The following is a 12,425-nucleotide window of genomic DNA, read 5'->3' as shown; positions in this document are numbered from 1 at the left end:
CGCGAGAGCTCCCAAAGAGCGAGGGCTCTAGATCTGCCCGATCGGGAGTTTCTTTTCCGCCTGGAAATCGTCCTCCACGCGCCCCTGGGCCCAGTATCCGGAGAGCGATACTTGGGAGCGCTCCAGCCCGCGTTGCTTGAAGAAGATATCCCGGAGGCCCTTCATGTAGCCGCGCTCACCATGTGCAAACACATCCACCCGGCCGGGCAACCACTCTGCTTCGCCCAAGGCATCGAGCAGGATCGAACTCGATCCTGCCGGGACTCCGGAGCGAAACAGCCAACGCAGCTCCACGCCGTCGGGCGCAGCGATGTCAAGGATGTCGGCGTCGCTATCGACCTCAAGGAAAGCAAGGCCCTTGGCATTGGCCGGCAGGGATTCGATCGACGCGGCAATCGCCGGGAGCGCGGCGTCGTCGCCCGCGAAAAGGTACCAGTCGGCGTCGGGCGCTGGGTTGTAGGCGCCGCCCGGCCCTGTGAAGACCAGTGCGTCGCCGGGCTGGGCAGCCAGGGCCCATGGGCCCGCTAGGCCCTCGTCGCCGTGGACCACAAAGTCGATTGCAAGTTCCTGGGCGGCTTCGTCCACCCAGCGGACGGTGTAGGTGCGGGTGTACGGCCATTGCTCGCGTGGCATGGTCTCGCGGATGGCCCAGAGATCCAGCGGCAGCTGGTAGTCGACGCCGGGCTGCGGGAACACGATCTTCACATACCGGTCCACGAAGTCGTTGTTCGCGTAGCCGGCAAATCCGGTTCCACCTGCAATGATGCGCACCATGTGGGGCGAAAGCTGCTCCATGCGCAGCACTGTCAGGTTCACCTGGGGGCGGGTATTGCGGGACGCAGACGACGTCGCGGGCAAAGATGTCATGTAGGCAAGCCTAAGCTAGGGCAACGGTGGAAGTTCCCAGATGACGGGATCTGCGCCCTGCGAACGGAGCAGGGCGTTGGCCCGGCTGAACGGGCGTGAGCCGAAGAAACCCCGCGACGCGGACAGCGGACTGGGGTGCGCGGAGGTGATCGCTGGGGCGCCGCCAAGCAGGGGCTGAACGCCCTCGGCGTCCTTGCCCCACAGGATCGCGACCAGCGGACTCTGCTGCCCGGCAACTGTGCGGCGCGCGGCGACCGCGGTGACTGCCGCCGTCGTAATGGCCTCCCAGCCTTTGCCCCGGTGCGAGCCCGCCGCACCCGCCGCGACGCTCAGGACCCTGTTCAACAGGAGAACCCCTTGGCCTGTCCATGCCGAGAGATCGCCGTGCACCCGCGGCGGCAAGCCGAGATCCGACTCCATTTCCCGGTAGATGTTTGAAAGGCTGCGGGGAATGGGCCGGGTTTGCCCGGAAACCGCGAAAGAAAGCCCGACCGCGTGTCCCGGCGTCGGGTAGGGGTCCTGGCCCAGGAGCAGCACTTTGACGTCGGCAAGCGGCTGACGGAAGGCGCGAAGGATGTTCGACGCCGCAGGCAGCACTCGGGTTCCGCGGGCTGCCTCGCCCGCCACGAAGGCCAGCACTGAGCGCAATTCGTCCTCGACGCCGGAAAGCGCCTCGGCCCAGTCTGGAGCCATCAGGTCGTCCAGGGCTTTTCCCGGGAGTGCCGCGAATTCGGCGGAGTGATCTTCGGATTCAAGCTCAAACAACGCTTCTTCGCCTGCCATCCAGCCATTGTCCCTGTCTTGGGGCCCTGGGGAAAAACGGCTCTGCGGAAAAACGGCTCTGCGGGAAGTGACACTGCAGAACGCGACTCCACTGGAAGCGGCGGGGCGAATGACATCGATGTTATTCGCCCGTTACCATGGGGGCGGGACAATTTTCAGTCAATGCGTCGAAGGAGTGTGTCGTGGCAGAACCCGCACGGGAATCCATGGCGTCCGAAGCAACTGGATTGGTACTCGAAGACCTGTCCGCCGGAATCCGCAGCGACTCGCCGCTGGGCGAGCGCGAACAGCAGATGCTCGCCTTGGAGAGGCAATGGTGGAAGTACGCCGGGGCCAAGGAGCAGGCCGTCAGGGAGCTCTTCGATCTTTCGGCCACCCACTACTACCAGCTCCTCAATGCGCTCATCGACACCGAGGACGCATTGACGCACGATCCTATGCTCGTCAAGAGATTGCGTAGACTACGTATGTCACGTCAGAGGGCCCGCACGGCGCGCCGCCTTGGTTCTGACGCGTAAAGCACACGCTGATCCCCCAGCAAGCAAGCAGCAAGGACAAGGCTTCACCATGACCAAATTTGCCCGGGATGAATTCGACCGCGTCCCGCAGAGCTCATCGCGGCAGGGTGTCCACCGGCTCGTCGCCACCGCTTCCCGCCCCGCACTATGGCCTGTGCTCCTCCTGGGTGGCATTGCACTGGCGGTAGGCCTCGTTGCGTTCCTTATCCTTCCGAAGCTTGGGTTCACGTCCTCGACGACGCCGCAAGCTGCCGTTACCGCGAACGCCTCCAAGCAAACTGCCGCGGCCTCCGCCCCGGCACCGTCGGTAAGCACTTCTCCGAGCAGCCCGGCGCAGCCATCCAGCCAGCCGGGTGACACCCCTCCCAGCACGCCGACGCCCACCACGGCGCCGCTGGACAAAACCGCGACAGTCGCGGTCTACAACGGCACCACCACCGGTGGCCTGGCTGCCCGCGTGGCCGCCGTCGTGCAAGGCGGGGGCTGGCCGCTGTCTACGGTCGCAAACTGGGGTGGCGTGCCACAGCAGTCGTCGTCGGTCTTCTACAAGGGCCCGGCCCAGAAGAGCAACGCTGAAGCCCTCGGCAAGCTGCTGGGCATCGCAAACCTCGTGGACAGTGCCGAATTCCCGCAGCCGGTGGTTGTCATTCTGGGGCCGGGATACAAGTAGAACTCGGTTACGCCTCAATAACATTGCTGCCACCCACACCCAAGGTTGCGGCACTGCAACGTGACTGTGGTTACAGTAGTTGTGAGCTGGCCCGGAGATCCCGGAAGCCGGCCACTGCTAGTTGAAAGTGTGGGGATCATGGCTTTGGGAACCGTCAAATGGTTCAATGCCGAAAAGGGCTACGGATTCATCACCGTGGATGAGTCCGGTGACGACATCTTTGTGCATTGGTCCGCTATCCAGATGGATGGCTACCGTGCGCTCGAAGAAGGACAACGGGTCGACTTCGAACTGGGCGAGGGCCAGAAGGGCCCGCAGGCAGAAAGCGTGCGTCTTATCTAGTGGGTGTTGCGGCAATAAGGCTGTCCCGGCCCTTTGGAGGGCGCCGGTCCCGGTTAGTTTCTCTTCTCGCAGGCTGCGCGGCTTTGGCCCTAGGACTGGCCGGATGCTCCGCCACCATAGGCAACGCCAGGCTTGACGCTGTTACTCCGAGCGGCGACGGCGTCCTGCGCATTGGGGTGATTCTGGACAACAGGGGTGGTTCCGCATTCCTCAACGAATCAGAGCTTGCAGCGGCCAAGCTAGCCGTCAAGCAGATCAACGACGCCGGCGGATACAAAGGCCACACCGTTGAGTTGCTTCCTGCGTCGGCGGCCAGTGACGGCAGCAGCGCGGCGGCCTTCACTGCCGAGACTGCGGCGCAGGCCAAAGCATTGCTTGGAGCTCATGCCGACGTCGTGGTCGGGCCAACGGATTCCAGCCATGCTGCCGCCGCTATCGACGTTCTCGCAGCCGCCCGCGTTCCGCTCATCTCGCCGGCCAACACCGCCGCCGGACTCAGTAGCTACAAAAGCGGCGGCTTCTACTTCCGCACCTCGGCCGCTGATACCGCGCAAGGAAGCGTCCTGGCGAAGCTGGCGCACGACGCCGGCGCCAAGAGGCTTTCCGTCCTGCACGAAGCCGGGGACTACGGTACTCGTGTCTCCGGAGCAGTCATGGACGCTGCCCGCGGCCTCGGAATGGATGCCGTGTCCAACGTGGAATTCGCGGCCGGCAAAGCAGCTCCGGCTGCGGCGAGCATCAAGTCCGGCACGCCGGACGCCGTCGTCGTGGTTGCCCGTGACGGTGCCCAGGGTGCCTTGGCCGAGCTTCTGAACGCGGGGCTGAAAGGCAAGAAGCTGCTCTTGAGCGATGGCGCCATCCGCCAATACGGGACCACGCTCGGTGCGGGCGGGCTTGACGGCGCGCGTGGAATTCTCCCCGGGGTCTTCCCGAGTATCGAGTTCCAAGCCGGGCTGACGGGGATCGCTCCCAACCTCAAGGACACAACGTACGCAGCCGAAACGTACGACGCCGTCACTCTCGCGGCGATTGCCGCCGCTGCCGCGAACGACGACGCCGGGGCCTCGATCGCCGCTTGGCTCACCACCGTGTCCGGCGGGGTGCGTCCGACGTCGGGTGATGCGGCGTCGAAAGAGCGCACATCCTGTGCGTCTTACAAGGATTGCGTCGAGGTGCTGAAGGGAGCGAAGCTCCCGGATTACGACGGCGAGTCCGGCACCATCGGATTCGACGCCAACGGGGACGTTACCTCGTCCAACTACATGGTCTTCACGTATGGCGCTGACAACACGGCCCGCGTGAGCGGCAAAGAGACCGCCTCGCGGACGCCGTGATGGGCTGTGCCGACAGCGAATTCCCCCGGCGTGGCGAGTATTTTCAGGCGCTTCTGCTTGCACTCTCCTCGGGTGAGTGCTAATTATTGATTAGCACTCTCAAGCATTGACTGCTAATTCTTTGTGCGGCTCCGGCCGCTTGGAAGTAGTGGCGGTGCCTGGGAGAACAAAGAACACCTTGCTGGGGTGAGATCCGGACCACGCGGCGTACAGAGGCCGAATGTGAAGGATCGTCCGTCGCGGGCACCGCAGTGAAGGCACCTTCTTAACGACTGTCCCGAAAGGACTACCGCCGTTATGGCCAAGATCATTGCATTTGATGAAGAGGCACGCCGCGGTCTCGAGCGGGGTCTCAACATCCTCGCCGACGCCGTCAAGGTCACCCTCGGCCCGCGTGGACGCAACGTCGTCCTCGAAAAGAAGTGGGGCGCCCCCACGATCACCAACGATGGTGTTTCCATCGCCAAGGAGATCGAACTGGACGACCCGTTCGAGAAGATCGGCGCCGAGCTGGTCAAGGAAGTTGCCAAGAAGACGGATGACGTCGCTGGCGACGGCACCACCACCGCCACCGTTCTGGCCCAGGCACTGGTCAAGGAAGGCCTGCGCAACGTAGCTGCCGGCGCCGACCCGCTGTCCCTCAAGCGCGGCATCGAGAAGGCTGTTGAAGCCGTCATCCGCGAGCTGCTTGCTTCCGCCAAGGAAATCGAGACCAAGGAAGAGATCGCAGCCACGGCTTCCATCTCCGCTGGCGACTCCGAAATCGGTAACCTCATTGCTGAAGCCCTGGACAAGGTTGGCAAGGAAGGCGTCATCACGGTCGAGGAGTCCAACACCTTCGGCCTGGAGCTTGAGCTCACCGAAGGCATGCGCTTCGACAAGGGTTACATCTCCGCTTACTTCGTCACCGACGCAGAGCGCCAGGAAACGGTCCTCGAAGACCCGTACATCCTGATCGTCAACTCCAAGATCTCCAACGTGAAGGAACTCGTTGCGGTCCTGGAGAAGGTCATGCAGTCCAACAAGCCGCTGCTGATCATCGCCGAAGACATCGAGGGCGAGGCCCTGGCCACCCTGATCGTCAACAAGATCCGTGGCACCTTCAAGTCCGTTGCCGTCAAGGCTCCGGGCTTCGGTGACCGCCGCAAGGCTCAGCTCGCCGACATTGCCATCCTTACCGGTGGCCAGGTCATCTCCTCCGAAGTCGGCCTGAGCCTCGAGAACGCAACCCTCGAACTGCTCGGCAACGCCCGCAAGGTTGTTGTTACCAAGGACGAGACCACCATCGTCGAAGGTGCCGGCGACGCCGACGCCATCGCCGGTCGTGTTGCCCAGATCCGTGCCGAGATCGAGAACTCCGATTCCGACTACGACCGCGAGAAGCTGCAGGAACGCCTGGCCAAGCTGGCCGGCGGCGTTGCAGTCATCAAGGCCGGTGCCGCAACCGAAGTTGAGCTCAAGGAACGCAAGCACCGCATTGAGGACGCCGTCCGCAACGCGAAGGCTGCCGTTGAAGAAGGTATCGTCGCCGGTGGTGGCGTTGCCCTCATCCAGGCTGGTGCCAAGGCATTCGCCAACCTGCAGCTCGAAGGCGACGAAGCAACCGGCGCCAACATCGTCCGCGTTGCCATCGACGCTCCGCTCAAGCAGATCGCTTACAACGCTGGCCTCGAGCCGGGCGTTGTCATCGACAAGGTCCGCGGCCTGCCGTCGGGCCACGGCCTGAACGCTGCAACCGGCATCTACGAGGACCTGCTGGCTGCCGGCGTCAACGACCCCGTAAAGGTCACCCGCTCGGCGCTCCAGAACGCTGCCTCAATCGCTGGTCTGTTCCTGACCACCGAGGCCGTTGTCGCCGACAAGCCGGAGAAGCACGCTCCGGCCATGGGTGGCGGCGACGACATGGGCGGCATGGGCGGCTTCTAAACCCCCGCGTTAGCTCACCAGCAACACGCACGACGGCGGTTCCCACCTCAGGTGGGGGCCGCCGTCGCCGTTTAACCGACGCTCGTGCACTTACGTCGGGTCTTCTTCGGACGCTCGCTCACTTACGTCGGGTCTTCTTCGGACGCTCGCTCGCTTTTGTCGGGTTTTCTTTCGACGCTCGTGCACTTACGTCGGGTCTTCTTCGGACGCTCGTTCACTTTTGTCGGGTTTTCTTTCGACGCTTGACGACCGCAGGGAGCAAGATCTGCAGGAGGGTTGGAATTTTTGGGCCTGTAAGTGAAGGAGCGTCGTTCGGCAAGGGAATGACTCGGCCTCGGGGGTCTGGGGGTCTGGAGGTCGGAGAGTGTCGGGGTGGTCTGGCAGGATGGAAACCATGACGATTATTGCTGCCGCCGATGGTTCTGCCCTCGGCAATCCCGGGCCCGCTGGTTGGGCCTGGTATGTGAACGACTCTTGTTGGCGGGCCGGCGGGTGGCCGCACGGAACCAACAACCAGGGCGAACTCATGGCTGTGCTGGACCTCTTCCGGTCCACGGCTCATGTTCCCCACGAAGAGCTGAAGATCCTCTGCGACAGCCAGTACGTCATCAACTGCATCACCAAGTGGATGCCGGGCTGGAAGCGCAAGGGATGGCGCAAGGCCGACGGAAAGCCTGTCTTGAATGTCGATTTGCTCAAGGACATCGACCAGGCCATTGTCGGCCGGAAATACACGTTCGAATGGGTCAGGGGCCATGCAGGCCACGATCTCAACGAGGCCGCCGACGATCGCGCCCGTGCCGTTGCTAGCGCGTACCAGCAGGGCACAGCCGCTCCCAGCGGCCCGGGTTATCCGGGAACCGACGAACCCGGACAATCCGTGCCCCTCAATCGCTCTACCCGCCAGACGGGGCCTTCAGACCGCGCCGTAGCTGTGGAACCACCGTCGCTTTTCGACGGCGCTGACGCTCAGGACGAAGACCTCACACTTTTCGGCGATCAGGATCTTTCCTATGAGTCGGTGAGGGGTACCGGGCAGGACACATTCGCAGAGCCAGAGACATTCACCGAGCCCACTCTGTTCGCAGAGTTTGAAGAGGTTGCCCCCCTTGGCCAGAGTGGCGGGAGCTCAGACGAGGACACCGTTGTTCTTCTTGAGAGGGAGCTCCTGAGGCCGGACGTCAGAGGAGATCTTGGGCGTACGGGGATGCTGCTTCACCCGGATTTCACCGAGATTGGCAGCTCCGGTCGTATTTGGTCCCGCGACGAACTCATGATGGCGTTGGAGGACAACCCAGGCGAAACCCCCGAGGTAGAGGTCATTTCCGCGGACCGTATCTCAAGCAACACCATTCTGCTCAGCTACCGGAGTTATGGACGAACCGGCTCGGCACTGCGGAGTTCGATCTGGGTGCTCGACGACGGCCGGTGGCGCTTGCGGTTCCACCAGTCGACGCCCGAGAAGTAGCGCCGGAGAAGCAACACGGTAGGGAGCTGGTTGTCAGTCCGGTGTCCGGTGGGGAAGCGCAAGCACCGCCCCACCGGACACCGCCAGAGCGCCTAGTAGCTGAACCGCTGGGTGTTGCCTTGTTCGGCCTCCAGATACGTTGCCGCGGCGGAGGACAGCGCCAGATTGATAGATGCCAGCGAGGCCTCGACCTTGTTCTGGGTCAACGTCCACTCGGAGACGAGGGCCTGGAAATTGTTGGCCGCAGATCCCTTCCACGTGGCCTGAAGCTCGTCCAGGCCGAATTTCATCGCCTGGACGTCGGCACTGATGCGATCAACGGTGGCCTTGACGCTGGCGGATTTGAGCTGGAGCAGTTCGGTATCGACGGAAATGACGCTCATGGGGCGTTGCCTTTCAACTAAAGGTGTCCGCAGGTGCGGCTGGCGTGTGGTCCACGAATCGAGCCTAGAGTCCGCCGAACGGCCCTGCCAGAGCCGAACCGGCCTATGTGGACAACTTGCCTTCCAGCCTCGCATGCCCGCGGGCCCTGAACGCGCCAGCCCTGAATGCTCCGCCAACCCGGCCGGTGCTAGTCGGAGATTTCCGCCTCGGCAACGCTCGCGTCTTCAGGCACCTCGGACACCTCGTCCTGGAAAGGGAGGCTGACAACCAAAGTGGCCCCGCCGCCGTCCGTCTTCTCGACGCTTACCGTCCCGCCATGGGAGCCCACGATAGCGGCCACAATGGCGAGTCCAAGGCCGCTGCCGCCGGTCTCCCGCGTGCGCGAGGTATCCGCCCTGTAGAAGCGTTCGAAGATCCTAGGCAGCTCCTCGGCCGGAATGCCGCTGCCGTGGTCCCGCACCTCGAGAACGGAGAACATCCCCGACGGAGTGTTCCGAACCCCGACAGCGAGCTCAATCGGCGTTCCTTCGGGGTATAACGCAGGGCGTTCCCCACCAGGTTTCCCAGAACCTGCCGAAGCTTGGCCTCGTCGCCTTGCACCGGGGCAGGGGCCGCCGCCCCGCCGTCTAGCCCTGTCAGTGAAATCTTCCGCTCGCCGGACGTCGCAAGGGAGTCCACGACGGCGTCGTTCGCCAGCAGCTGTAGGTCCACAGGTTTGAGCTGCAGAGGCCTTTGTTCGTCCAGGCGGGCAAGCAGGAGCAGGTCCTCCACCATGGATCCCATGCGCTTGGCTTCGCTTTCGATCCTGCCCATGGCGGTGCCCACGTCTTCCGGCGTAGCGAGGGCTCCGTGGCGATAGAGCTCGGAGAACCCGCGGATGGTCACCAAGGGAGTGCGGAGCTCGTGGGAGGCGTCGGCAGCGAATCGCCGCATTCGGGCTTCGGAAGCCGCCCGCGCGGCAAAGGACGATTCGATGTGGGCGAGCATGGCGTTGAGGGAGCCGCCCAGGCGGCCGACCTCAGTGACCGGATTCTCGATTTCCACGCGGCGCGAGAGATCACCCGCCGCGATGGCAGCGGCCGTCTTTTCCACGCGGGCAAGGGGACGGAAGGAGCGTGCAACGGTCCAGGTGGCGATGAAGAACGCGAGCACCAAGGTCAGGAGCCCGACGCCGACCACCACGAGGGTGGCGTGTTCCATGACCTTGTCCACGGGGGACAGGGGCAGCCCGACGATCACCACTGCGTTTTGCCCGGTCCGGTTGTCCACGACGTTGACCGCTACTACGCGCCAATTGCCGCCGGCGGTGCCACCCACCTGGAAGGGGGCGTAGTTGCGGTCCTTGGCTTCAACCGGGCTGATGTTGGCAATGCTCGGCCGATCGGTCTTGCTGCCGCCGAACGGATAGGGCGGCTGGCCCTGGACGTAGAGCGTCAGGGAGTAGTCCGTGGGCACGGCCGGGTTCGGCTCGGACAGGTTGGCAAAAGATTGCTGCTGCTGGGCGATTTGGACGGCGGTCTTGAGCTTGTCGTCCACCTGCCCTTGGAGGTAGCTCTTGACGAGCGTCAGCGTCCCGGCGCCCGTGGCGGCCAGGGCAAGGAGCAGCAGTCCCATGATGATGGCAACCAGCTGCGACCTGAGGGAGGCCGACTTCCAACGGTTGAACAAAGTCAGCGCTTCTCGGCCGTCCGCAATACGTAGCCCACGCCACGCTTGGTCTGGATCAGGGCAGCTGCGTCCGGGTCAATGTCCACTTTGCGTCGGAGGTAGGAAATGTAGGACTCCACGATCGAGGCGTCTCCGTTGAAGTCGTATTCCCAGACGTGGTCCAGGATTTGCGCCTTGGACAGCACTCGGTTGGGGTTCAGCATGAGGTAGCGGAGCAGCTTGAACTCGGTGGGTGACAACTCGATGATGGTGCCGCCGCGGCGGACCTCGTGGGCGTCGTCGTCGAGCTCCAGGTCATCCACGCGGATGACGGCGTCGTCGTCTTCCATGGGCTGCGTGCGGCGCAGTACTGCGCGGATCCGCGCCACAACTTCATCCAGGCTGAATGGCTTGGTGACGTAGTCGTCGCCGCCTACGGTCAGGCCCATGACCTTGTCTTCGGTATCGTCCTTGGCGGTCAGGAACAGGACAGGGAAATGCTTTCCCGCGGCACGAAGGCGGCGGGTGACGGTGAACCCGTCCATGTCGGGGAGCATGACGTCCAGTACCGCGAGGTCCGGGGAGTGGAGATCGGCGGCAGCGAGGGCTTCGCGCCCGTTCGACGCCGCAACGACCTCAAAACCGGCAAAACGCAGCGAGGTGGACAGCAGCTCGCGGATGTTGGGTTCGTCGTCGACGACGAGGAGCTTGGCTTCGGGGCCGTTCTTTTTCATAGCATTCATGATGCTCCCAGTTTCTGGGAGTTGACTGGATGCTTGTTGTGAGAATTGCCGGGGTGCCTGTTGCTGTCTGCGAGGCAACGGCGAGTCAGCTGCCCAAAGCCAGCCCGACGCCGAGCCCCACCATGGTGACGGCAATCCCGCCGTCGAGGATTCGCCAGGAAGCCGGGCGCGCAAAGAAGCCGCGGAGCCGTTTCGCACCGAACCCGAGCGAACAGAACCACAGAATGCTGCCCAGCATCGCTCCGGCGCCGAACCACCACTGGAGCCCGTCCGCCTGCGAGTTCGCCACAGATCCCAGGAGCAGCACGGTATCCAGATAGACGTGGGGGTTGAGCCACGTGAGTGCCAGGACAGTGGCCAACGCCCGCGCCAGTCCGCCGCGTCGGGCGCCCGGGGACCCCGGGTCCGCGGACACGAGCGCTTGCGGCTTGAGGATCCGCCTCGCCGCCATCACCCCGTACGTCACCAGGAGGGCGGCACCGACATAGCGGAGAACGACGACGGCGGCCGGCGCCGCTGTGATGAAGGCACCTGTGCCGAGTACCCCCGCCGCGATGAGCAGGGCGTCCGAGATGGCGCACACCGCGACGATTGGTCCGACGTGCTCGCCACGGATTCCTTGCCGGAGGACGAAGGCGTTTTGCGCACCGATGGCAACGATGAGGGCCAGGCCGGTACCGAGGCCAAGTCCGGCAGCATGGAGGATGTCAGGCGAATTCATCCTTCGAGGTTAGGTTTCGCCGCGAGCATTAGTCCAGCTAAACATTCTTAGGCATCGTAAGATCATCTTATGGCTAGATTCTCTTCCGAACAGCTGCACACTTTCGCCGCAGTGCTCACCGAAGGCACACTCGACGCCGCTGCCCGGCTACTGAACATCACGCCGTCGGCGGTCTCCCAACGCCTCAAGGCGCTGGAACATGCATCCGGCAGGGTATTGCTGCAGCGCAGCAATCCGGTCCAGGCGACGGAGTCAGGACAGGTGGTGCTCAGGCTCGCGCGGCAGCTCGCCCAGCTGGAGGCCGACGCCGAGCTTGAACTGGGTCTGCCAGGCGAGTCGCCGATGGTCTCGGTTCCCATTGTGGTCAACGCGGATTCCCTGGCTGTCTGGTTCCTCAAGGCCCTTACCAGGGTCCCTGCGGAACTGAACGCCGTCTTCGACCTCCACCGGGACGACGAGCAATATTCCACGTCCATGCTGCGCGCGGGAACAGTGATGGCTGCCGTGACGGCGACCCCCGAACCGGTACAAGGCTGCCGCGTGGAGCCCCTGGGAAGCATGCGATACCGCGCCGTCACCACTCCGGAATTCAGGGCACGTTGGCTTCCCGACGGCGTGGACGTCGCCTCCCTGCGCGCAGCTCCGGCCGTGGACTTTGATCGTAAAGATGAGTACCAGCACCGCTTCCTGGAGCTCATGGGCGGCGCGGCGCGTGGGATGGAAACGGCCGGGCCGCGCCACTACGTTCCGTCCACCCAGGAGTTCGCCGAGGCTATTCGTTTGGGTCTCGGATGGGGACTATTGCCGGAGGCGCAGTGCAGACAGGACATAGAGAATGGGCACCTGGTGGAACTCGCGCCAGAGCGGCCGTTGGACGTTCCCTTGTACTGGCAACGGTGGCGGACACCGTCGCGGATATTAGACGCGGTGAGTGAGGCTGTCCGCAGCACGGCCGCGGAAGTGCTGCGCTCTGCCTGAACAAACGCGGCTTGAACAAACGCGGCTTGAGCAAACGCGGCCAG

General features: G+C 63.8%; 12 protein-coding genes and 1 pseudogene. 7 read left to right on the top strand and 6 right to left on the bottom strand.

Features of this window, described 5'->3' with window-relative positions; translation table 11 throughout:
* Positions 1-27: 27 nt before the first annotated feature.
* Together OW521_RS09465 and OW521_RS09460 are read right to left on the bottom strand one after the other, a co-directional pair.
* Entirely contained in the window at positions 28-867 is an 840-nt protein-coding gene (locus OW521_RS09465; RefSeq protein WP_268024850.1) for a siderophore-interacting protein, read from the bottom strand.
* A 15-nt stretch (positions 868-882) separates the two neighbouring features.
* Complete coding sequence (locus tag OW521_RS09460; RefSeq protein ID WP_268024848.1) at positions 883-1,650, bottom strand: uracil-DNA glycosylase; 768 nt, start codon at positions 1,648-1,650, stop codon at positions 883-885.
* A gap of 182 nt (positions 1,651-1,832) precedes the next feature.
* Here OW521_RS09460 and OW521_RS09455 point away from each other — a divergent pair, with 182 nt between their 5' ends.
* From OW521_RS09455 to OW521_RS09430, 6 genes are all read left to right on the top strand, one after another.
* Complete coding sequence (locus tag OW521_RS09455; protein WP_442781250.1) at positions 1,833-2,168, top strand: DUF3263 domain-containing protein; 336 nt, start codon at positions 1,833-1,835, stop codon at positions 2,166-2,168.
* Positions 2,169-2,217: 49 nt separating this feature from the next.
* Entirely contained in the window at positions 2,218-2,838 is a 621-nt protein-coding gene (locus OW521_RS09450) for a LytR C-terminal domain-containing protein (RefSeq protein ID WP_268024846.1), read from the top strand.
* Positions 2,839-2,976: 138 nt separating this feature from the next.
* The gene (locus OW521_RS09445) at positions 2,977-3,180 is read left to right on the top strand and encodes a cold-shock protein (protein ID WP_268024844.1); all 204 of its coding nucleotides are present in this window, start codon (positions 2,977-2,979) and stop codon (positions 3,178-3,180) included.
* An 83-nt stretch (positions 3,181-3,263) separates the two neighbouring features.
* Positions 3,264-4,514 carry an ABC transporter substrate-binding protein gene (locus OW521_RS09440; protein WP_268024842.1) on the top strand — a complete coding sequence of 417 codons (1,251 nt, stop codon included), beginning with the start codon at positions 3,264-3,266 and terminating at the stop codon, positions 4,512-4,514.
* A gap of 297 nt (positions 4,515-4,811) precedes the next feature.
* Positions 4,812-6,440 (top strand): chaperonin GroEL, encoded by a 1,629-nt coding sequence (gene groL, locus OW521_RS09435; RefSeq protein WP_268024840.1) that lies wholly within the window; start codon positions 4,812-4,814, stop codon positions 6,438-6,440.
* A gap of 394 nt (positions 6,441-6,834) precedes the next feature.
* The gene (locus tag OW521_RS09430) at positions 6,835-7,908 is read left to right on the top strand and encodes a ribonuclease HI family protein (protein WP_268024837.1); all 1,074 of its coding nucleotides are present in this window, start codon (positions 6,835-6,837) and stop codon (positions 7,906-7,908) included.
* Between the two features lie 92 nt (positions 7,909-8,000).
* Here OW521_RS09430 and OW521_RS09425 read toward each other — a convergent pair whose 3' ends face one another.
* The 4 genes and pseudogenes from OW521_RS09425 to OW521_RS09410 form a co-directional block, all read right to left on the bottom strand.
* Positions 8,001-8,291 (bottom strand): WXG100 family type VII secretion target, encoded by a 291-nt coding sequence (locus tag OW521_RS09425; protein ID WP_268024835.1) that lies wholly within the window; start codon positions 8,289-8,291, stop codon positions 8,001-8,003.
* Between the two features lie 188 nt (positions 8,292-8,479).
* A pseudogene (locus OW521_RS09420) lies at positions 8,480-9,960 on the bottom strand (sensor histidine kinase).
* Positions 9,961-9,962: 2 nt separating this feature from the next.
* Positions 9,963-10,673: a response regulator transcription factor gene (locus OW521_RS09415; protein WP_265981946.1), complete on the bottom strand. Its 711-nt coding sequence runs from the start codon at positions 10,671-10,673 to the stop codon at positions 9,963-9,965.
* A gap of 94 nt (positions 10,674-10,767) precedes the next feature.
* Positions 10,768-11,403, bottom strand: coding sequence for a LysE/ArgO family amino acid transporter (locus tag OW521_RS09410; RefSeq protein WP_268024833.1), 636 nt, complete (start codon positions 11,401-11,403; stop codon positions 10,768-10,770).
* A 69-nt stretch (positions 11,404-11,472) separates the two neighbouring features.
* Here OW521_RS09410 and OW521_RS09405 point away from each other — a divergent pair, with 69 nt between their 5' ends.
* Positions 11,473-12,381, top strand: coding sequence for a LysR family transcriptional regulator ArgP (locus OW521_RS09405; RefSeq protein ID WP_268024831.1), 909 nt, complete (start codon positions 11,473-11,475; stop codon positions 12,379-12,381).
* The last annotated feature ends 44 nt before the right edge of the window (positions 12,382-12,425 follow it).

The sequence above is a fragment of the Arthrobacter sp. MMS18-M83 genome (assembly GCF_026683955.1).
GTDB lineage: Bacteria > Actinomycetota > Actinomycetes > Actinomycetales > Micrococcaceae > Arthrobacter.
Note: the sequence above shows the minus strand (reverse complement) of the source record. Positions and strands in the feature narration are given on the sequence as shown.